Here is a 19,339-nt window from a genome sequence, read left to right as displayed (position 1 = left end):
CCCGTAACCCAAGACTTCAGAATTTAGAGAACAAGAGAGAACAGGGACCATATGTCCAGCGAATCCTCCTTCGGCCTCATGCAGATCGGCCTCGCCACCGCGGAAGACATCCGCGGCTGGTCGTACGGCGAGGTTAAGAAGCCGGAAACCATCAACTACCGCACGCTCAAGCCCGAGAAGGACGGACTCTTCTGCGAGAAGATCTTCGGCCCGTCCCGGGACTGGGAATGCTACTGCGGCAAGTACAAGCGCGTGCGCTTCAAGGGCATCATCTGTGAGCGGTGTGGCGTTGAAGTCACCCGCGCCAAGGTCCGCCGCGAACGCATGGGCCACATCGAGCTGGCCGCTCCGGTCACGCACATCTGGTACTTCAAGGGCGTTCCGTCCCGCCTGGGCTACCTCCTTGACCTGGCACCGAAGGACCTCGAAAAGGTCATCTACTTCGCTGCCTACATGATCACCAGCGTCGACGAGGCTGCCCGCCACGAGGAACTGCCCAACCTGCAGGTTGAGCACGACATCGAGAAGAAGCAGCTGATCGACAACCGCGACTCCGACATCGCGGCGATCGCCCGCGACCTCGAAGGCGAAATTGCCCGCCTTGAGGGTGAAGGCGCGAAGGCTGCGGACAAGAAGAAGGCCCGCGACTCCGCCGACCGCCAGATGGCCAACGTGCGCAAGCGCGCCGACGCCGATATCGAGCGCCTCGAGCAGGTCTGGGACCGCTTCAAGAACCTCAAGGTCGCAGACCTCGAAGGTGACGAAGGCCTGTACCGCGAGCTGCGCGACCGCTACGGCATGTACTTCGAAGGCTCCATGGGTGCCGAAGCAATCAAGAAGCGTCTTGAAAGCTTCGACATGCAGGCCGAGTCTGACCTGCTGCGCGACATCATCGCCAACGGCAAGGGCCAGCGCAAGACCCGTGCCCTCAAGCGCCTGAAGGTGGTCAACGCGTTCCTGACCACTAACAACAGCCCGCTTGGCATGGTCCTCGACGCCGTCCCGGTGATCCCGCCGGAACTGCGCCCCATGGTCCAGCTGGACGGTGGCCGCTTCGCGACCTCCGACCTCAATGACCTGTACCGCCGTGTGATCAACCGCAACAACCGCCTCAAGCGCCTGCTTGACCTGGGTGCTCCGGAGATCATCGTCAACAACGAGAAGCGCATGCTTCAGGAAGCTGTTGACAGCCTCTTCGACAACGGCCGCCGCGGCCGTCCGGTCACCGGACCGGGCAACCGTCCCCTGAAGTCCCTGAGCGACATGCTCAAGGGCAAGCAGGGCCGTTTCCGCCAGAACCTCCTCGGCAAGCGCGTCGACTACTCCGGCCGTTCGGTCATCGTCGTCGGCCCGCAGCTGAAGCTGCACCAGTGCGGCCTGCCCAAGCAGATGGCGCTGGAGCTCTTCAAGCCGTTCGTGATGAAGCGCCTGGTTGACCTCAACCACGCACAGAACATCAAGTCGGCCAAGCGCATGGTTGAGCGTTACCGTCCGCAGGTCTGGGACGTGCTGGAAGAGATCATCACCGAACACCCGGTGCTGCTCAACCGTGCACCTACCCTGCACCGCCTCGGCATCCAGGCATTCGAGCCGCAGCTTGTTGAAGGTAAGGCAATCCAGCTCCACCCGCTGGTTTGTGGCGCCTTCAACGCCGACTTCGACGGTGACCAGATGGCAGTCCACCTGCCGCTGAGCCCCGAGGCCCAGGCTGAAGCCCGCATCCTGATGCTGTCCTCGAACAACATCCTGAAGCCCTCCGACGGACGCCCGGTCACCCTGCCTTCGCAGGATATGATCATCGGCCTCTACCACCTGACCACCAAGCGCGTCGGTTCAGCTGGCGAAGGCCGCGTCTTCGCTTCGGTTGCAGAGGCCATCATGGCGTTCGATGCCCGCGAGCTGCACCTGAACTCCCAGGTCAAGATCCGCCTCGAAGGCTTCGTGCCTTACGCCGGGTGGGAAGCTCCGGAAGGCTGGGAGCCGGGTCAGCCCGCACTCGTCCAGACCTCCCTGGGCCAGGTTCTCTTCAACGAGACCCTGCCCGAGGACTACCCCTGGGTTGAGGCTGTTGCCGACAAGGGCGAACTGTCCCGCATCGTCAACGACCTTGCCGAGCGCTACCCGAAGGTCGTCACCGCGGCAACGCTGGACAACCTGAAGGATGCCGGGTTCTACTGGGCCACCCGTTCAGGCGTCACCGTTGCCATCTCCGACATCGAGGTCCCGGCCGCGAAGCCGGCGATCCTCGCCGGTTACGAGGAGCGCGCCGCCAAGATCCAGGGCCAGTACGACAAGGGCCTGATCGACGACGACGAGCGTCGCCAGGAACTGATCGAGATCTGGAACAAGGCGACCAACGAGATTGCCCAGGCAATGCGTGACAGCCTGTCGCCGATGAACACCATCAACCGCATGGTGTCCTCCGGTGCACGTGGTAACTGGATGCAGGTCCGCCAGATCGCGGGTATCCGTGGCCTGGTGGCCAACCCGAAGGGTGAAATTATTCCCCGTCCCATCAAGTCCTCCTACCGTGAGGGCCTGTCGGTTCTGGAATACTTCATCGCCACGCACGGCGCCCGTAAGGGTCTGGCTGACACCGCGCTGCGTACCGCCAACTCGGGTTACCTGACACGTCGTCTGGTGGACGTGTCCCAGGATGTCATCGTCCGTGAAGAGGACTGCGGCACCGAGCGTGGCCTGGTCACGCCGATCGCCGTCGCCGATTCCAACGGTGAGCTGGTGCTCGACGAGAACGTCGAGAACAGCGCCTACGCACGTACGTTGGCCGTCGACGTCGTGGACTCCGAGGGCAACGTCCTCGCAGCCGCCGGCACCGACTGCGGCGACGTCGTCATCGACGAGCTCTTCAAGGCAGGCATCACCGAGGTCAAGGTCCGCTCCGTACTCACCTGTGAGTCCAGCGTCGGCACCTGCGCCCTGTGCTACGGCCGTTCGCTGGCCACCGGCAAGACCGTGGACATCGGCGAGGCCGTGGGCATCATCGCCGCACAGTCCATCGGTGAGCCGGGTACCCAGCTGACCATGCGTACGTTCCACACCGGTGGTGCAGTCTCCGCCAGCGGCGGCGACGACATCACCCAGGGTCTGCCCCGTATCCAGGAGCTCTTCGAAGCCCGTACTCCGAAGGGTGTTGCACCGATTGCTGAAGCAGCCGGCCGCATCACCATCGAAGAGTCCGAGCGCCAGATGCGCCTGGTCATCACGCCGGATGACGGAACCGAAGAGATCGCTTACCCGGTCCTGCGCCGTTCACGCCTGCTGATCGAAGACGGCGACCACGTCACCGTCGGCCAGAAGCTGATCAACGGTCCGGTGGATCCCAAGCAGGTTCTGCGCATCATGGGTCCCCGTGCGGCACAGAAGTTCCTGGTGGACGAGGTCCAGGGCGTGTACCGCAGCCAGGGCATCGGTATCCACGACAAGCACGTCGAGGTTATCGTCCGCCAGATGCTGCGCCGCGTCACGGTCATCGAGTCCGGCGAATCGGACCTGCTCCCCGGCGAACTCGCCGAGCGCAGCCGCTTCGAGGACGCCAACCGCCGCGTTGTGTCCGAGGGCAAGACTCCGGCTTCCGGACGTCCTGAACTCATGGGCATCACCAAGGCATCGCTGGCCACCGAGTCCTGGCTGTCCGCAGCTTCCTTCCAGGAGACCACCCGCGTCCTGACGCAGGCGGCCATGGAAGGCAAGAGCGACCCGCTGCTGGGCCTCAAGGAGAACGTGATCATCGGTAAGCTGATTCCGGCCGGCACGGGCCTCCCGCGCTACACCGAGGTCACCGTGGAGCCCACTGAGGAAGCGAAGGCCAACCTGTTCACCGGCCCCAGCGCATTCAGTGACTTCTCGTACGACACCCTGGGCGGCGACGGAGCTCCTGAGTTCCACGCCATCCCGCTGGACGACTACGACCTGGGCAACGACTTCCGCTAAGGGCAGTTTTAGCCACGGGATGGTCCGTCACCGCAAGGTGGGGGACCATCCCTGTTTAAGCCGCCGATTAAGGCGGGGAGACCGTCCATGCTAGACTTGTTACCAATTGTTATTGTGGCAGTGGATGAGTGCGCCGGTTCCAGCTGAAAGGCTGAACCAGAGCGACGTTTCCGGTTTGCAGGGTTCTTGTGCAACGTATGCCACATTTTTGCATGCCTAGGGACCATTGAAGACGCGAGTCATGTCCCGGTGTGCGATCCGACTATTAAAGGCTTCGCCTTCGCCGCCCTGGAGTTCTTCTTTAAGGCCCGGGCGGCGGGGCATCGCAACAGGAGAGTGGCTGGAAGCGGCCACTCCGGATAAAACGGAGAACACGAGAGTGCCTACGATTAACCAGTTGGTCCGCAAGGGCCGCACGCCTAAGGTCTCAAAGACCAAGGCTCCCGCGCTTAAGGGCAGCCCCATGCGCCGCGGTGTTTGCACCCGCGTCTACACCACCACCCCGAAGAAGCCGAACTCGGCTCTGCGTAAGGTGGCACGTGTGCGCCTCAACGGCGGCGTTGAAGTAACCGCCTACATCCCCGGTGTTGGCCACAACCTTCAGGAGCACTCCATTGTGCTCGTTCGCGGTGGTCGTGTGAAGGACCTCCCGGGTGTCCGCTACAAGATCGTCCGTGGCGCCCTCGATACCCAGGGTGTCAAGAACCGTAAGCAGGCACGCAGCCGCTACGGCGCAAAGATGGAGAAGAAGTAATATGCCTCGCAAGGGTCCGGCCCCCAAGCGGCCGCTCGTACTAGATCCCGTTTACGGCTCCCCGCTGGTGACCCAGCTGATCAACAAGGTTCTCGTTGATGGCAAGAAGTCCACGGCAGAGCGCATCGTTTACGGCGCCCTCGAAGGCGCACGCGCCAAGTCCGGCGGCGACCCCGTTGCAGCCCTCAAGAAGGCAATGGACAACGTCAAGCCTTCCCTCGAGGTCCGCTCCCGCCGCGTCGGCGGCGCCACCTACCAGGTTCCGGTTGAGGTCAAGCCGGGCCGCTCCACCGCACTCGCCCTGCGCTGGTTGGTTGGCTACTCCAAGGCCCGCCGCGAGAAGACGATGACCGAGCGACTCCAGAACGAAATCCTGGATGCCTCCAACGGTCTCGGTGCCGCTGTGAAGCGTCGCGAAGACACCCACAAGATGGCCGAGTCCAACAAGGCCTTCGCACACTACCGCTGGTAATACTCCCCGGACGCCGCCGGCTCAACCGAGCCGGCGGCGAACGCGTAGTCCATCCCAAAAGGAGACCCCGTGGCACAGGACGTGCTTACCGACCTTAGTAAGGTCCGCAACATCGGCATCATGGCCCACATTGATGCCGGCAAGACCACCACAACCGAGCGCATCCTGTTCTACACGGGTGTGAACCACAAGATCGGCGAAACGCACGACGGCGCTTCGACCACTGACTGGATGGAACAGGAAAAGGAACGCGGCATCACCATCACGTCTGCCGCCGTGACCTGCTTCTGGGAAAACAACCAGATCAACATCATCGACACCCCCGGCCACGTTGACTTCACCGTTGAGGTTGAGCGCTCCCTGCGCGTCCTCGATGGCGCCGTTGCCGTCTTCGATGGCAAGGAAGGCGTTGAGCCTCAGTCCGAGACCGTATGGCGCCAAGCTGACAAGTACAACGTTCCGCGTATCTGCTTCGTCAACAAGATGGACAAGCTGGGCGCCGACTTCTACTTCACCGTAGACACCATCATCAGCCGCCTCGGTGCCAAGCCGCTGGTCATGCAGCTGCCGATCGGTGCCGAGAACGACTTCATCGGCGTCGTCGACCTGCTCTACATGCGCGCACTCGTCTGGCCCGGCGATGCCAAGGGTGACGTCACCATGGGTGCCAAGTACGAGGTCCGCGAGATCCCGGCTGACCTCCAGGAAAAGGCCGAAGAGTACCGCGCAACGCTGGTTGAGACCGTTGCCGAGTCCTCCGAAGAACTCATGGAGAAGTACCTCGAGGGCGAAGAGATTTCGATCGACGAGCTCAAGGCCGGCATCCGCAAGATGACCATCAACTCCGAGCTGTACCCGATCTTCTGCGGTTCCGCGTTCAAGAACCGTGGCGTTCAGCCCATGCTCGACGCCGTGGTGGACTACCTGCCGAACCCGCTCGACGTCCCGCCGATGGTCGGCCACGACCCCCGCGACGAAGAGAAGGAACTGACCCGCAAGCCTTCCTCCGAGGAGCCGTTCTCGGCCCTCGCATTCAAGATTGCGGCACACCCCTTCTTCGGCCAGCTCACCTTCATCCGCGTGTACTCCGGTCACGTGGAAGCAGGCGCCCAGGTGGTCAACTCCACCAAGGGCAAGAAGGAGCGCATCGGCAAGCTGTTCCAGATGCACGCCAACAAGGAAATGCCCGTTGAGGGCGCTACCGCCGGCCACATCTACGCAGCGATCGGTCTGAAGGACACCACCACGGGTGACACCCTGTGCGACTCCGCCAACCAGATCGTCCTCGAGTCCATGAGCTTCCCGGAGCCCGTGATCTCGGTTGCCATCGAGCCGAACACCAAGGGTGACCAGGAGAAGCTCTCCACGGCTATCCAGAAGCTCTCCGCTGAGGACCCCACCTTCCAGGTGTCCCTCAACGAAGACACCGGCCAGACCATCATCGCCGGCATGGGTGAGCTCCACCTGGACATCCTGGTGGACCGCATGCGCCGCGAATTCAAGGTCGAGGCCAACGTTGGTAAGCCGCAGGTAGCCTACCGCGAAACCATCAAGCGTGCCGTGGAACGCCACGACTACACGCACAAGAAGCAGACCGGTGGTTCGGGTCAGTTCGCAAAGATCCAGATTGCGATCGCACCGCTGGACACTGCCGAGGGCGAGATGTACGAGTTCGAGAACAAGGTCACCGGTGGCCGCGTTCCCCGCGAGTACATCCCGTCTGTTGACGCTGGTATCCAGGATGCACTGAACGACGGCGTCCTGGCCGGCTACCCGGTTGTGGGCATCAAGGCCACGCTGGTTGACGGCGCGTACCACGATGTTGACTCCTCGGAAATGGCGTTCAAGATCGCCGGCCGGATGGCTTTCAAGGAAGCTGCCCGTAAGGCGAACCCGGTTCTGCTCGAACCGCTGATGGATGTCGAGGTCCGCACCCCTGAGGAATACATGGGTGAAGTTATCGGTGACCTCAACTCCCGCCGTGGCCAGATGCAGTCCATGGAAGATGCACAGGGCGTCAAGGTTATCCGTGCCCACGTCCCGCTGTCCGGCATGTTCGGCTACATCGGTGACCTGCGCTCGAAGACCCAGGGCCGCGCTGTGTACTCCATGACGTTCAACAGCTACGCCGAGGTCCCGAAGGCAGTTGCCGACGAGATCATCCAGAAGACCCGCGGCGAATAGTCTCCGGACGCTCGCAGCGAACAAACTCGGGTGCGCTTGCCGGTAACGGAAAGCACAGCCGGTACAGGTGGCCGGGTACGGTCCAGACCGATTCCCGGCCATCTGCACGAACAGGCTCTAGGGACTAGTATTAGTTCCTGAATCTGCAATTTCACCAATCCAAAGCCCCCCAAGTAGACTTACCTGAGTTTCCGCCGCGACAAGCGCGGCTGAAGGGTATGTCATTTGAAAACGTTCTAGGAGGAACCTGTGGCAAAGGCAAAGTTCGAGCGGACTAAGCCGCACGTTAACATCGGCACCATTGGTCACGTTGACCACGGTAAGACGACGTTGACGGCCGCCATTTCCAAGGTGCTGTACGACAAGTACCCGGATCTCAACGAGAAGCGCGACTTCGCGTCGATCGACTCTGCTCCCGAAGAGCGTCAGCGTGGCATTACCATCAACATCTCCCACGTGGAGTACCAGACCGAAAAGCGCCACTACGCACACGTAGACGCCCCGGGTCACGCTGACTACATCAAGAACATGATCACCGGTGCTGCCCAGATGGACGGCGCTATCCTCGTGGTCGCCGCTACTGACGGCCCCATGGCACAGACCCGCGAGCACGTTCTGCTTGCCCGCCAGGTTGGTGTTCCCTACCTGCTGGTCGCGCTGAACAAGGCCGACATGGTTGACGACGAAGAGCTCCTCGACCTCGTCGAAATGGAAGTTCGTGAGCTCCTGAGCTCGCAGGGCTTCGACGGCGACGAAGCTCCGGTTGTCCGCGTTTCCGGCCTGAAGGCACTGGAAGGCGACCCCGAGTGGGTCAAGTCCGTTGAAGAACTGATGGCAGCTGTCGACGAGTCCGTTCCGGACCCCGTACGTGACCGCGACAAGCCGTTCCTGATGCCGATCGAAGACGTCTTCACCATCACCGGCCGTGGCACCGTTGTTACGGGCCGCGCCGAGCGTGGAACCCTCGCCATCAACTCCGAGGTCGAGATCGTCGGCATCCGCCCGGTCCAGAAGACCACGGTTACCGGTATCGAGATGTTCCACAAGCAGCTCGACGAAGCATGGGCCGGCGAGAACTGTGGCCTCCTGCTCCGTGGCCTGAAGCGCGACGATGTCGAGCGTGGCCAGGTTGTCGTCAAGCCGGGTTCCATCACCCCGCACACCGACTTCGAGGCCAACGTCTACATCCTGTCCAAGGACGAAGGCGGACGTCACAACCCGTTCTACTCAAACTACCGCCCGCAGTTCTACTTCCGTACCACGGACGTAACCGGCGTTATCACCCTGCCCGAGGGCACGGAAATGGTTATGCCTGGCGACAACACTGAGATGACCGTTGCACTCATCCAGCCCATCGCTATGGAAGAGGGCCTCGGCTTCGCAATCCGCGAAGGCGGCCGCACCGTTGGTTCAGGACGCGTTACCAAGATCAACAAGTAGTTCTTGCTGATCAACGGTTTCCGGGGCTAGGCCCCGCATAAACCACAGAAAACCCCGCTGCTGTGTGCAGCGGGGTTTTCTTTGCCTCGTTAATCCACCCATTGGATGGCAGCGCTGGTTCTGCTGCTTCCCGGAAGGGCCCCGGCAAATGAGGGACGCATCGGAGGTGGCGGCATCAACGACGGGTCCGGCCGGAACCCCCTGATACTGTTGCAGCATTGAGAGGAGTTCATCATGGGATGGCTTATTTTCCTGATTATCGTGGTTGCCGTGGTGGCCGGAGTGTTCTGGGCGAAGAATCACTTCCGCCACGAGATTGACCGGGCCAAGCGCATCAACCGGGCCAACAAGAACCAGTAGCTGGGCGAGTCCCTGAGCCAGGAGGAGGTCAGAGAGCCGATGACTGGTCCGCCTTGTTGTGACGTGCCCGGCTGAGCGCCTGGTACCAGTAAAAGGACTGCTTGGGGGTGCGTTCCTGGGTCTGAAAGTCCACGTGGACGAGGCCGAACCGCTGCGAATAGCCGGCTGCCCACTCGAAGTTATCCATAAGGGTCCAGACATAGTACCCGCGCAGGTCCACAGCGGATGCGATCCCGCCTGGTGACGTGGCGTCCAGGGCAGCGCCCAGATGGGTAGCCAGGTACTGGACCCGTTCCTCATCCTGGAGGGTGCCGGACACCTGGTCAGGCTCGGGGAAACTCGCGCCGCCTTCGGTGATGTACACCGGGGGGAGGGCGTCCCCGTAGCGGTCCTGAAGTTCCTTGAGCAGGATGCCCAGGTGCTCGGGAGCCACCGGCCAGCCGAAGCCGGTGTGGTCAAACTCGGGGTATCCCACGTCGTGGAAGGGCAGCCGGGCCACGGCTTTGTGCATGTCAGCCGGGATGGGCGCCACCCCGCGGCCCAGCGCCACCTTGACGGGGAAGTAGTAGTTGAGGCCGTAGAAATCCAAGGGCTGGTGGATGGTGCGCAGGTCCTTGTCGGAGATCCGGCCAATGGAACGGAGCCACGGCCTGCCGTACGCCGGCAGGGTGGGATAGCGGCCCAACAGGACGGGGTCGGCGTAGATCCTGTTCATCAGCAGGTCGTAGAGGTTGGCCACCAGCCGGTCGCCGATCTTCCGGGACGCGGGGCGGACGGGTGCATGCAGGTTGGTCACGCCCACCGTGCCGGTTACACCGGCCGCCCGCAACGCCTGGACGCCGAGCCCATGGGCAAGGAGTTGGTGGTGGATGGAGGGAAGTGCATCAAACATCAGTGCATGGCCGGGGGCATGGACCCCCAGGGCGTAGCCGTTCAGGGTCACCGACACCGGTTCGTTCAGCGTGACCCACTGCGCCACCCGGTCACCGAAGCGTTGGGCGGCCTCTGCCGCGTACTCACCAAAACGTTCCGCGGTTTCCCGGTTCATCCAGCCGCCCCGGTGCTCCAGTGGCAGGGGGGTGTCCCAGTGATACAGGGTGGCCATGGGTGAGACGCCGGCGGCCAGCAGCTCGTCGATAAGACGGTCGTAGAAGTCCAGGCCCTCCGGGTTGAAGCTTCCCCGGCCGTCCGGCTGGATCCGCGGCCAGGACAGCGAAAAGCGGTAGGAATCCACTCCAAGCTCCTGCAGCAGCGCCACATCCTCGGACAGCCTGTTGTAGTGGTCGCACGCCATCGCTGGGGAGTGGCCGTCCATAATGGCCCCGGGCTTCTGGGCGAAGGCGTCCCATCCGGACGGTCCGCGGCCTCCTTTACTCAGGGCGCCCTCAATCTGGAATGCCGCTGCCGCGACGCCAAGAGTGAACGACGGCGGCATGCGGTTGGCGAGTTCCGTCACGGATTCAGTGCTTTCCAGCGTCATGTCCTTATCATCCATTCGGATGGAACAGACGGCAATGACCTCCCGGGGGCGGGCCGGAAAAGGGGCAATTCGCATCTGCCGAGGTTTTCCGGCATACTAGATGAGTTGTTCAAGCGCTTCTTCGTGTCCCGATTCGGATAATGCCGGGTGTCAGGGTCCAAGTGGAAGACCAAACATAACCCACCCCAATGGAACTGCGGATTTGTATGCGTGTAGAGCGCGACACGCCCGACCGCGGGGGTCGGTTGCGCCGGCAAGGTGAGGAACCCGGATTCATCCGGATTCAGTTTGTGCGGCGGGTGGTAGTTACGACTTCAAATGCTTCGGCAGCCACACAACGAGTAAGTGAACAGGGCAGCCCCAACCAGGGGAAGCACAGACTGAAAGAGAGTCAGGCGACATGGCGGGACAAAAAATCCGCATCCGGCTGAAGTCATACGACCACGAGGTCATTGACGTTTCAGCACGGAAGATCGTTGAGACGGTCACGCGCGCAGGCGCAACGGTAGTGGGCCCCGTGCCGCTGCCTACGGAGAAGAACGTGTACTGCGTCATCCGCTCTCCGCACAAGTACAAGGACAGCCGCGAGCACTTTGAAATGCGCACGCACAAACGTCTTATCGACATCATCGATCCCACGCCGAAGGCTGTTGACTCGCTCATGCGTCTCGACCTGCCGGCTGACGTGAACATCGAAATCAAGCTGTAGGGAGGTGCTGAGAAACTATGACCGCAACCCGTAACGTAAAGGGCCTGCTGGGCACGAAGCTCGGCATGACCCAGGTCTGGGACGAGAACAACAAGCTCATCCCCGTCACTGTGGTCCAGGCAGACTCGAACGTCATCACCCAGCTGCGCAACGCAGAAGCTGATGGCTACGTCGCCGTTCAGATCGGCTACGGCCAGATCGATCCCCGCAAGGTCACCAAGCCGCTGGCTGGTCACTTTGAAAAGGCAGGCGTTACGCCTCGCCGCCACGTCGTCGAACTCCGTACCGCAGATGCTGCTGAGTACGAGCTGGGCCAGGAGCTCTCCGTTGAGCTCTTCGAAGCCGGCCAGAAGATCGACGTCATCGGCACCACCAAGGGTAAGGGCTTCGCCGGTGTTATGAAGCGTCACGGCTTCCACGGCGTTGGAGCTTCCCACGGTGCCCACAAGAACCACCGTAAGCCCGGTTCAATCGGTGGCGCATCCACCCCGAGCCGCGTCTTCAAGGGCATGAAAATGGCCGGCCGCATGGGCGCCGTTCGTCACACCACGCTGAACCTGACGGTTCACGCGGTTGACGTCGAGAAGTCGCTGCTCCTTATCAAGGGTGCCGTTCCCGGCGCCCGCGGCCAGGTCGTACTCGTACGCACCGCCGTGAAGGGAGCCTAGTTCAATGGCTAACACTGTCCAGGTTGACCTGCCTGCAGAGATCTTCGACGTTCAGACCAACGTGCCGCTGCTGCACCAGGTTGTCGTTGCCCAGCTCGCTGCTGCTCGCCAGGGTACCCACAAGACCAAGACCCGCGCTGAAGTTTCCGGTGCAGGACGCAAGCCGTTCAAGCAGAAGGGTACCGGCCGCGCCCGTCAGGGTTCCATCCGTGCTCCTCACATGACCGGCGGTGGCGTTGTCCACGGTCCCACCCCGCGTGACTACAGCCAGCGCACCCCCAAGAAGATGATTGCTGCTGCACTGCGCGGCGCACTGTCTGACCGGGCCCGCAACGGACGCATCCACGTTGTCGCCGATCTGGTCGAAGGCACCCAGCCTTCCGCCAAGGGCGCACTGGCAACGCTTCGCGGTGTTTCCGACCGCAAAAACCTGCTGGTCGTCATCGAGCGCGACAACGACGTTGCTGCACTGTCCGTGCGCAACCTCGCCGGTGTTCACGTTCTGTACGCAGACCAGCTGAACACCTACGACGTTCTCGTGTCTGATGACGTCGTCTTCACCAAGGCTGCCTACGAAGCATTCGTTGCCGCTAAGGCAGCTAAGAACGAGGAGGATGCCAAGTGAGTGCAGCCACCATCAAGGATCCCCGCGACGTCGTGCTTGCACCCGTCGTGTCGGAAAAGAGCTACGGCCTGATCGACGAGGGCAAGTACACCTTCCTGGTGGACCCCCGGTCGAACAAGACCGAGATCAAGCTGGCCGTGGAGAAGATTTTCTCCGTCAAGGTCGAATCGATCAACACCATCAACCGTGCCGGTAAGCGTAAGCGCACCAAATTCGGATGGGGTACCCGCAAGAACACCAAGCGTGCGATTGTCACCCTCAAAGAAGGCACCATCGACATCTTCGGCGGTCCGCTCTCGTAGCGGAGACCACTTTAACGAGGAAATAAATTATGGGAATCCGTAAATACAAGCCGACTACCCCGGGCCGTCGCGGCTCGAGCGTAGCGGACTTCATCGAAATCACGCGGTCGACGCCGGAAAAGTCGTTGGTACGCCCGCTGCCCAAAAAGGGCGGCCGTAACAACACCGGTAAGATCACCACCCGTCACAAGGGTGGCGGACACAAGCGCCAGTACCGTCTGATCGACTTCCGTCGCCACGACAAGGACGGCGTTGACGCCCGCGTTGCTGAAATTGAGTACGATCCGAACCGTACGGCTCGCATCGCCCTCCTGCACTACGTTGATGGCACCAAGCGTTACATCATCGCCCCGAACAAGCTGTCCCAGGGTGACTTCGTAGAGGCAGGTGCCAACGCTGACATCAAGCCTGGCAACAACCTGCCCCTGCGCAACATCCCCGTGGGTACCGTTATCCACGCAGTTGAACTGCGTCCGGGTGGCGGCGCCAAGATGGGCCGCTCCGCCGGCGCATCCATCCAGCTTGTTGCCAAGGAAGGCCGTTTCGCCCAGCTGCGTCTGCCTTCCGGCGAAATCCGCAACGTTGACGTGCGCTGCCGCGCAACCGTCGGCGAGGTGGGCAACGCCGAGCAGTCGAACATCAACTGGGGCAAGGCCGGCCGCATGCGCTGGAAGGGCGTCCGCCCGACCGTCCGCGGTGTCGCCATGAACCCGGTTGACCACCCGCACGGTGGTGGCGAGGGCAAGACGTCCGGTGGACGTAACCCCGTCAACCCGAACGGTCAGCGGGAAGGCCGCACCCGCCGCCCCAACAAAGAGAGCGACAAGCTTATTGTGCGTCGCCGTCGTACTGGCAAGAACAAGCGATAGGAGCCTGGACACATGCCACGCAGCCTGAAAAAAGGTCCTTTCGTTGACCAGCACCTCTTTGTGAAGGTAGCCAGGGAAAACGAAAAGGGCACCAAGAACGTCATCAAGACCTGGTCCCGCCGTTCGATGATCGTCCCCGACATGCTCGGACACACGATCGCCGTACACGACGGACGCAAGCACATCCCGGTGTTTGTCACTGAGTCGATGGTCGGGCACAAGCTCGGCGAATTCGCTCCCACGCGGACATTCCGCGGCCATGTCAAGGACGACCGTAAGGGCAAGCGCCGCTAGGCGCCTGCACTTACGTCAAAGACGAGAGAAGGAAAGCAATGGAAGCCAAGGCAATTGCGCGCCACATCCGCGTAACGCCTATGAAGGCCCGGCGCGTCGTCAACCTTGTTCGTGGATTGCAAGCGAATGAGGCTCTGGCAATTCTGAAGTTTGCCCCACAGGCAGCTTCGGAGCCGGTATTCAAGGTAGTACAGTCGGCAATCTCCAACGCCCGGGTCCTCGCGGACCGCGACGGCGTGGCGTTTGACGAAGGCGACCTCATCATCAGCGAAGCGTTTGTTGATGAAGGCCCGACCATGAAGCGGTTCCAGCCGCGTGCCCAGGGTCGTGCATTTCAGATCAAGAAGCGCACCAGCCACATCACCGTGGTAGTCGCTACCCCGGAGAAAGAGGAGGCTCGCTAAGTGGGACAGAAAGTAAACCCGCACGGGTTCCGACTCGGCATCACCACCGATCACGTATCGCACTGGTTCGCTGACAGCACTAAGGCCGGCCAGCGGTACAAGGACTTCGTTCGCGAAGACATCCGCATCCGCCAGCTCATGTCCACGGGCATGGAGCGCGCCGGTATCGCAAAGGTTGAGATCGAGCGCACCCGTGACCGCGTCCGCGTGGACATCCACACCGCCCGTCCCGGCATCGTCATCGGCCGCCGTGGAGCAGAAGCAGACCGCATCCGCGGCGAGCTCGAAAAGCTCACCGGCAAGCAGGTCCAGCTGAACATCCTCGAGGTCAAGAACCCCGAGATGGAAGCCCAGCTTGTTGCCCAGGGCGTTGCAGAGCAGCTGACTTCACGTGTGGCATTCCGCCGCGCCATGAAGAAGGCCATGCAGTCCGCGCAGCGTGCAGGTGCCAAGGGCATCCGTATCGCCTGCTCCGGTCGACTGGGTGGCGCTGAAATGTCCCGCTCGGAGTTCTACCGCGAAGGCCGTGTGCCCCTGCACACCCTCCGCGCGAACATCGACTACGGTTTCTACGAAGCCAAGACCACCTTCGGCCGCATCGGCGTGAAGGTCTGGATCTACAAGGGTGACGTCACCGCCAAGGAACTGGCCCAGCAGGCCGCTTCCGCCCCGTCCCGTGGCCGCGCCGGCGAGCGTCCGGGCCGTCCGGGTGGCGCTGACCGTGGTGACCGCCGCCGTCGCAACGACCGCCCGGCCGCTGACGCAGCTCCTGCTGCCGAAGCACCGGCAGTTGAGGCTGCACCTGCTGCAGCAGTAGAAGGAGGACAGGCTTAAATGCTTATCCCACGTCGAGTCAAGCACCGTAAGCAGCACCACCCGGGTCGTTCCGGCGCTGCTACGGGCGGCACCAAGGTCTCCTTCGGTGAGTACGGTATCCAGGCCCTGAGCCCGGCATACGTCACCAACCGTCAGATCGAGTCTGCACGTATCGCGATGACCCGCCACATCAAGCGTGGCGGTAAGGTCTGGATCAACATCTACCCGGACCGTCCCCTGACCAAGAAGCCGGCCGAAACCCGCATGGGTTCCGGTAAGGGTTCACCGGAATGGTGGGTCGCAAACGTCAAGCCGGGCCGGGTTCTCTTCGAGATCTCCGGTGTCGAAGAATCGGTAGCACGCGAGGCCCTGCGCCTGGCAATCCACAAGCTCCCGTTGAAGGCACGCATTCTGCGTCGCGAAGGTGGTGAATAGAAATGGCAGTAGGATCCAAGGATCTGGCTCCCGCACAGCTGGACGGTTTCGACAACGAGCGTCTCGTTGAAGAACTCCGCAAGGCCAAGGAAGAGCTGTTCAACCTGCGTTTCCAGTCCGCCACCGGACAGCTGGAAAACCACGGTCGTCTGCGCGCGGTAAAGAAGGACATCGCACGCATCTACACCGTTCTCCGTGAGCGCGAGCTGGGCATTCGTGCCGAGGTTGCCGCACCGGTTGTGGAAGCCCAGGAAGAGAAGAAGTCCAAGAAGGCAGCAACCAAGAAGGCCGAGCCGGCTGAAACGGTTGAGACCGAGGAGGATGCCAAGTGAGTGAAAAGGACGAGAACGTGACGGAAACTGCTACCGCAGCCACGGCTGAGCAGCGCGGTTACCGCAAGACGCGTCGCGGCTACGTGGTCTCGGACAAGATGGAAAAGACCATCGTTGTCCAGGTTGAGGACCGCGTGAAGCACGCCCTGTACGGCAAGGTCATCCGCCGTACCTCCAAGGTCAAGGCACACGACGAGAACAACACCGCCGGCATCGGCGACCTTGTTGTCATCGCCGAGACCCGTCCGCTGTCCGCCACCAAGAACTGGCGGCTCGTGGAAATCCTCGAGAAGGCGAAGTAGCACCTGCTGCTTAGCTGTGGCCCCTGCTCCCTCCGGGAGCGGGGGCTTCCTCGTTAACAGCGGAACGCACCCGACGCCGTCGTCGGCTTCTGCCTGGACGCTCTCTCACTTAACGCAGGTTTTGGAAGGATGCTCTCTCACTTTTCCTGCGGAGAGGGAGAGAGCGTCGATGAAAAACGCCCATTAAGTGAGAGAGCGTACGACGGCGCCGCCGCGGCCTGGCGGGGGAGTGGCAGCCCAAGTGGGCCAATAGGCTGCCGTACGTGACGACGTCGTCCGTCTTGCGGCCGAGCGCTGCCGGGTGATATGGGGACAGGCCCAACCTGTGCTAGGATATTGAGTTTGTATGGCGCCTTTCGTGCGCCGTCATCAACCTCGTAAACAAGCGTGCCAAGGCATAGTGCCCCCTTGCGCCCGGGACCAGTCCCGGACCGGATGGGAGCAACTGCTGTTGGCACGGGCGTTTAGGCCTGGTCTGGCAAAATCCAGGCAGGTCAAGAGACACCCCGATCAACCGTTCCGCAAGGCTCATTCCGTAGGAAGATTTTCGGTCTGAGAACCGGCGCGACGCAAGGAGTAAATAGTGATTCAGCAGGAGTCGCGACTCAAGGTCGCCGACAACACGGGTGCTAAGGAAATCCTTACCATTCGCGTTCTCGGTGGATCCGGCCGTCGCTACGCAGGCATCGGTGACGTCATTGTCGCCACCGTCAAGGACGCAATTCCGGGCGGCAACGTAAAGAAGGGCGATGTTGTCAAGGCAGTCATCGTCCGTACCAAGAAGGAACGCCGCCGTGCGGATGGTTCCTACATCAAGTTTGACGAGAACGCAGCTGTGATCCTGAAGGGCGACGGTGACCCCCGCGGTACCCGTATCTTCGGACCGGTTGGTCGTGAACTGCGTGACAAGAAGTTCATGAAGATCGTTTCTCTGGCTCCGGAGGTGCTCTAGTCCATGGCTGCAAAGATCAAGAAGGGTGACCTCGTTCAGGTCATCACTGGCGCCAAGGCTGAGCGCGGCGGCGACCGCGGCAAGCAGGGCAAGGTCCTGCGCGTGTTCACCGACACCAACCGCGTGTTGGTTGAAGGCATTAACCGCGTAACCAAGCACACCAAGGTCGGTCAGTCGCAGCGCGGCACCAAGACCGGTGGCATCGAGGTTGTTGAAGCCCCGATCCACATCTCCAACGTGGCCCTGGTTGACCCGTCCACCAAGAAGCCCACCCGCGTCGGCTTCCGCACCGAAACCGTTGAACGCAACGGTAAGCAGCGCGAAGTCCGCATCCGCGTGGCCAAGAGCTCAGGGAAGGACATCTAATGACTGAGACTCTCGAGACTCCGGCAACGAAGATCGTTCCTCGTCTGAAGACCAAGTACGCCGAATCCATCAAGAGCACGCTCATTGAGGAATTCAAGTACGAAAACGTCAACCAGGTTCCCCGCCTCGTGAAGGTCGTTGTGAACATGGGTGTTGGAGATGCCGCCAAGGACTCCAAGCTGATCGACGGAGCTGTCCGCGATCTGACCCAGATCACCGGCCAGAAGCCGCAGGTAACCAAGGCCCGCAAGTCGATCGCACAGTTCAAGCTGCGCGAAGGCATGCCCATCGGTGCACACGCTACGCTCCGTGGCGACCGCATGTGGGAATTCCTGGACCGCCTGGTCACGCTCGCACTGCCCCGTATCAGGGACTTCCGCGGCCTGTCCGGCAAGCAGTTCGATGGCAACGGCAACTACACCTTCGGTCTGACCGAGCAGGTTATGTTCCACGAAATCGACCAGGACAAGATCGACCGCACCCGCGGTATGGATATCACGGTTGTTACCACTGCAAAGACCGATGACGAAGGCCGCGCGCTGCTCAAGGCGCTTGGCTTCCCGTTCAAGGCCGAAGACTAATCTAACTACGTAAAAGGTCCGGCGGTACGGCTTCCATCTGTGGAAGCGGAACCGCGGAAACCGTTATGAGGAAGGGCAAGAGCCCACCATGACAATGACAGATCCTGTCGCAGACATGCTCACGCGTCTGCGCAATGCAAACTCGGCATACCACGACACCGTGTCCATGCCGTACAGCAAGCTCAAGGCACGCGTCGCCGACATCCTTAAGGCCGAGGGCTTCATCGCCGGCTGGAAGGAAGAGGACGCTGAGGTTGGCAAGAAGCTGACCATCGAGCTCAAGTTCGGACCGAACCGCGAGCGTTCCATCGCTGGCGTTCGCCGTATTTCCAAGCCGGGCCTGCGTGTTTACGCAAAGTCCACCAACCTGCCGCACGTGCTGGGTGGCCTGGGTGTCGCAATCCTGTCCACCTCTTCCGGCCTCCTGACTGACAAGCAGGCCGGCAAGAAGGGCGTGGGCGGCGAAGTCCTCGCGTACGTCTGGTAACGGGAAAGGAAGAGAATAATGTCACGTATTGGACGTCTCCCCATCACCGTTCCTGCCGGCGTTGAGGTCAAGGTTGACGGCTCTGTCGTCAGCGTCAAGGGTACCAAGGGCGAGCTGAACCACACTGTGGCCAGCCCGATCGAGGTCACCCTGGATGCAGACACCCTGACTGTCGCCCGCCCGAACGACGAGCGCGCATCCCGCTCTCTCCACGGCCTGACCCGCACCCTGATCTCCAACATGATCGAGGGCGTTACCAAGGGCTACGAGAAGAAGCTTGAAATCGTTGGTACCGGTTACCGCGTTCAGGCTAAGGGATCTGACCTTGAGTTCGCTCTCGGTTTCAGCCACCCGGTTAGCGTCTCCGCACCGGAAGGCATCACCTTTGCAGTTGAGACCCCGACCAAGCTCTCTGTTTCAGGTATCAACAAGCAGCAGGTCGGCGAGGTTGCTGCCAACATTCGCAAGCTGCGGAAGCCGGACCCCTATAAGGGCAAGGGCATCCGTTACGCCGGCGAAGTCATCCGCCGCAAGGTCGGAAAGGCTGGTAAGTAAC

Annotated in this window: 23 protein-coding genes; 22 read left to right on the top strand and 1 reads right to left on the bottom strand. The window is 61.7% G+C overall.

The genetic code is table 11. The features are described from left to right. Nucleotides 1–51 precede the first annotated feature (51 nt). From NXY83_RS14585 to NXY83_RS14560, 6 genes are all read left to right on the top strand, one after another. Nucleotides 52–3,951, top strand: coding sequence for a DNA-directed RNA polymerase subunit beta' (locus NXY83_RS14585; protein ID WP_258802911.1), 3,900 nt, complete (start codon nucleotides 52–54; stop codon nucleotides 3,949–3,951). A gap of 379 nt (nucleotides 3,952–4,330) precedes the next feature. Continuing rightward, the gene (gene rpsL, locus NXY83_RS14580; protein ID WP_009358312.1) at nucleotides 4,331–4,705 is read left to right on the top strand and encodes a 30S ribosomal protein S12; all 375 of its coding nucleotides are present in this window, start codon (nucleotides 4,331–4,333) and stop codon (nucleotides 4,703–4,705) included. Nucleotide 4,706: 1 nt separating this feature from the next. Further along, entirely contained in the window at nucleotides 4,707–5,177 is a 471-nt protein-coding gene (rpsG, locus tag NXY83_RS14575; protein ID WP_026531948.1) for a 30S ribosomal protein S7, read from the top strand. 69 nt (nucleotides 5,178–5,246) lie between these two features. After that, a complete protein-coding gene (gene fusA / locus NXY83_RS14570) occupies nucleotides 5,247–7,361 on the top strand; it encodes an elongation factor G (RefSeq protein ID WP_258802909.1) in 2,115 nt (704 codons plus the stop codon). Nucleotides 7,362–7,610: 249 nt separating this feature from the next. Beyond that, on the top strand, nucleotides 7,611–8,801 hold the full coding sequence (gene tuf, locus NXY83_RS14565; protein WP_258802908.1) for an elongation factor Tu: 1,191 nt from the start codon (nucleotides 7,611–7,613) through the stop codon (nucleotides 8,799–8,801). Between the two features lie 234 nt (nucleotides 8,802–9,035). Further along, nucleotides 9,036–9,161 carry a hypothetical protein gene (locus tag NXY83_RS14560; protein WP_258802907.1) on the top strand — a complete coding sequence of 42 codons (126 nt, stop codon included), beginning with the start codon at nucleotides 9,036–9,038 and terminating at the stop codon, nucleotides 9,159–9,161. 28 nt (nucleotides 9,162–9,189) lie between these two features. Here NXY83_RS14560 and NXY83_RS14555 read toward each other — a convergent pair whose 3' ends face one another. Next, nucleotides 9,190–10,641, bottom strand: coding sequence for a GH1 family beta-glucosidase (locus NXY83_RS14555; protein ID WP_258802906.1), 1,452 nt, complete (start codon nucleotides 10,639–10,641; stop codon nucleotides 9,190–9,192). A gap of 400 nt (nucleotides 10,642–11,041) precedes the next feature. Here NXY83_RS14555 and rpsJ point away from each other — a divergent pair, with 400 nt between their 5' ends. The 16 genes from rpsJ to rplF all read left to right on the top strand — a co-directional run bounded on the left by rpsJ (nucleotide 11,042) and on the right by rplF (nucleotide 19,338). After that, nucleotides 11,042–11,350 (top strand): 30S ribosomal protein S10, encoded by a 309-nt coding sequence (rpsJ, locus tag NXY83_RS14550; protein ID WP_003803825.1) that lies wholly within the window; start codon nucleotides 11,042–11,044, stop codon nucleotides 11,348–11,350. Between the two features lie 17 nt (nucleotides 11,351–11,367). Then, the gene (rplC, locus tag NXY83_RS14545) at nucleotides 11,368–12,018 is read left to right on the top strand and encodes a 50S ribosomal protein L3 (protein WP_258802904.1); all 651 of its coding nucleotides are present in this window, start codon (nucleotides 11,368–11,370) and stop codon (nucleotides 12,016–12,018) included. Nucleotides 12,019–12,022: 4 nt separating this feature from the next. Then, nucleotides 12,023–12,643: a 50S ribosomal protein L4 gene (gene rplD / locus NXY83_RS14540; RefSeq protein WP_258802903.1), complete on the top strand. Its 621-nt coding sequence runs from the start codon at nucleotides 12,023–12,025 to the stop codon at nucleotides 12,641–12,643. Further along, nucleotides 12,640–12,945, top strand: coding sequence for a 50S ribosomal protein L23 (gene rplW, locus NXY83_RS14535; RefSeq protein ID WP_009358306.1), 306 nt, complete (start codon nucleotides 12,640–12,642; stop codon nucleotides 12,943–12,945). Before rplD ends, rplW begins: the two co-directional genes overlap by 4 nt. 29 nt (nucleotides 12,946–12,974) lie before the next feature. Beyond that, nucleotides 12,975–13,814, top strand: coding sequence for a 50S ribosomal protein L2 (gene rplB, locus NXY83_RS14530; protein ID WP_009358305.1), 840 nt, complete (start codon nucleotides 12,975–12,977; stop codon nucleotides 13,812–13,814). Nucleotides 13,815–13,826: 12 nt separating this feature from the next. Beyond that, nucleotides 13,827–14,108 carry a 30S ribosomal protein S19 gene (rpsS, locus tag NXY83_RS14525; RefSeq protein ID WP_018773666.1) on the top strand — a complete coding sequence of 94 codons (282 nt, stop codon included), beginning with the start codon at nucleotides 13,827–13,829 and terminating at the stop codon, nucleotides 14,106–14,108. 38 nt (nucleotides 14,109–14,146) lie between these two features. Then, on the top strand, nucleotides 14,147–14,512 hold the full coding sequence (rplV, locus tag NXY83_RS14520) for a 50S ribosomal protein L22 (RefSeq protein ID WP_009358304.1): 366 nt from the start codon (nucleotides 14,147–14,149) through the stop codon (nucleotides 14,510–14,512). Further along, nucleotides 14,513–15,346 (top strand): 30S ribosomal protein S3, encoded by an 834-nt coding sequence (gene rpsC / locus NXY83_RS14515; RefSeq protein ID WP_258802901.1) that lies wholly within the window; start codon nucleotides 14,513–14,515, stop codon nucleotides 15,344–15,346. Then, complete coding sequence (gene rplP / locus NXY83_RS14510) at nucleotides 15,347–15,763, top strand: 50S ribosomal protein L16 (RefSeq protein WP_013601829.1); 417 nt, start codon at nucleotides 15,347–15,349, stop codon at nucleotides 15,761–15,763. 2 nt (nucleotides 15,764–15,765) lie between these two features. Then, the gene (gene rpmC, locus NXY83_RS20915) at nucleotides 15,766–16,095 is read left to right on the top strand and encodes a 50S ribosomal protein L29 (protein ID WP_309484083.1); all 330 of its coding nucleotides are present in this window, start codon (nucleotides 15,766–15,768) and stop codon (nucleotides 16,093–16,095) included. Continuing rightward, nucleotides 16,092–16,397 (top strand): 30S ribosomal protein S17, encoded by a 306-nt coding sequence (gene rpsQ, locus NXY83_RS14500; RefSeq protein ID WP_013601827.1) that lies wholly within the window; start codon nucleotides 16,092–16,094, stop codon nucleotides 16,395–16,397. The genes rpmC and rpsQ overlap by 4 nt, the downstream gene beginning before the upstream one ends. Before the next feature lie 583 nt (nucleotides 16,398–16,980). Further along, complete coding sequence (gene rplN, locus NXY83_RS14495) at nucleotides 16,981–17,349, top strand: 50S ribosomal protein L14 (protein WP_009358299.1); 369 nt, start codon at nucleotides 16,981–16,983, stop codon at nucleotides 17,347–17,349. Between the two features lie 3 nt (nucleotides 17,350–17,352). Then, the gene (rplX, locus tag NXY83_RS14490; protein ID WP_013601824.1) at nucleotides 17,353–17,715 is read left to right on the top strand and encodes a 50S ribosomal protein L24; all 363 of its coding nucleotides are present in this window, start codon (nucleotides 17,353–17,355) and stop codon (nucleotides 17,713–17,715) included. Further along, a complete protein-coding gene (gene rplE, locus NXY83_RS14485; RefSeq protein ID WP_050054317.1) occupies nucleotides 17,715–18,296 on the top strand; it encodes a 50S ribosomal protein L5 in 582 nt (193 codons plus the stop codon). The genes rplX and rplE overlap by 1 nt, the downstream gene beginning before the upstream one ends. 88 nt (nucleotides 18,297–18,384) lie before the next feature. Continuing rightward, a complete protein-coding gene (gene rpsH, locus NXY83_RS14480; protein ID WP_079596674.1) occupies nucleotides 18,385–18,783 on the top strand; it encodes a 30S ribosomal protein S8 in 399 nt (132 codons plus the stop codon). Nucleotides 18,784–18,801: 18 nt separating this feature from the next. After that, a complete protein-coding gene (gene rplF / locus NXY83_RS14475; RefSeq protein WP_258802900.1) occupies nucleotides 18,802–19,338 on the top strand; it encodes a 50S ribosomal protein L6 in 537 nt (178 codons plus the stop codon). Nucleotide 19,339 lies beyond the last annotated feature (1 nt).

Source organism: Pseudarthrobacter sp. NS4, assembly GCF_024758005.1.
Lineage (GTDB): Bacteria > Actinomycetota > Actinomycetes > Actinomycetales > Micrococcaceae > Arthrobacter.
This window is presented reverse-complemented; position numbering and strand designations above follow the sequence as displayed.

Coding starts and splice junctions, on each gene's coding strand:
- NXY83_RS14585 (WP_258802911.1), top strand. CDS start 52: ATGTCCAGCGAATCCTCCTTCGGCCTCATGCAGATCGGCCTCGCCACC.
- rpsG (WP_026531948.1), top strand. CDS start 4,707: ATGCCTCGCAAGGGTCCGGCCCCCAAGCGGCCGCTCGTACTAGATCCC.
- NXY83_RS14560 (WP_258802907.1), top strand. CDS start 9,036: ATGGGATGGCTTATTTTCCTGATTATCGTGGTTGCCGTGGTGGCCGGA.
- NXY83_RS14555 (WP_258802906.1), bottom strand. CDS start 10,641: ATGACGCTGGAAAGCACTGAATCCGTGACGGAACTCGCCAACCGCATG.
- rpsJ (WP_003803825.1), top strand. CDS start 11,042: ATGGCGGGACAAAAAATCCGCATCCGGCTGAAGTCATACGACCACGAG.
- rplC (WP_258802904.1), top strand. CDS start 11,368: ATGACCGCAACCCGTAACGTAAAGGGCCTGCTGGGCACGAAGCTCGGC.
- rplD (WP_258802903.1), top strand. CDS start 12,023: ATGGCTAACACTGTCCAGGTTGACCTGCCTGCAGAGATCTTCGACGTT.
- rplB (WP_009358305.1), top strand. CDS start 12,975: ATGGGAATCCGTAAATACAAGCCGACTACCCCGGGCCGTCGCGGCTCG.
- rpsS (WP_018773666.1), top strand. CDS start 13,827: ATGCCACGCAGCCTGAAAAAAGGTCCTTTCGTTGACCAGCACCTCTTT.
- rplV (WP_009358304.1), top strand. CDS start 14,147: ATGGAAGCCAAGGCAATTGCGCGCCACATCCGCGTAACGCCTATGAAG.
- rplP (WP_013601829.1), top strand. CDS start 15,347: ATGCTTATCCCACGTCGAGTCAAGCACCGTAAGCAGCACCACCCGGGT.
- rpmC (WP_309484083.1), top strand. CDS start 15,766: ATGGCAGTAGGATCCAAGGATCTGGCTCCCGCACAGCTGGACGGTTTC.
- rplX (WP_013601824.1), top strand. CDS start 17,353: ATGGCTGCAAAGATCAAGAAGGGTGACCTCGTTCAGGTCATCACTGGC.
- rplE (WP_050054317.1), top strand. CDS start 17,715: ATGACTGAGACTCTCGAGACTCCGGCAACGAAGATCGTTCCTCGTCTG.
- rpsH (WP_079596674.1), top strand. CDS start 18,385: ATGACAATGACAGATCCTGTCGCAGACATGCTCACGCGTCTGCGCAAT.
- rplF (WP_258802900.1), top strand. CDS start 18,802: ATGTCACGTATTGGACGTCTCCCCATCACCGTTCCTGCCGGCGTTGAG.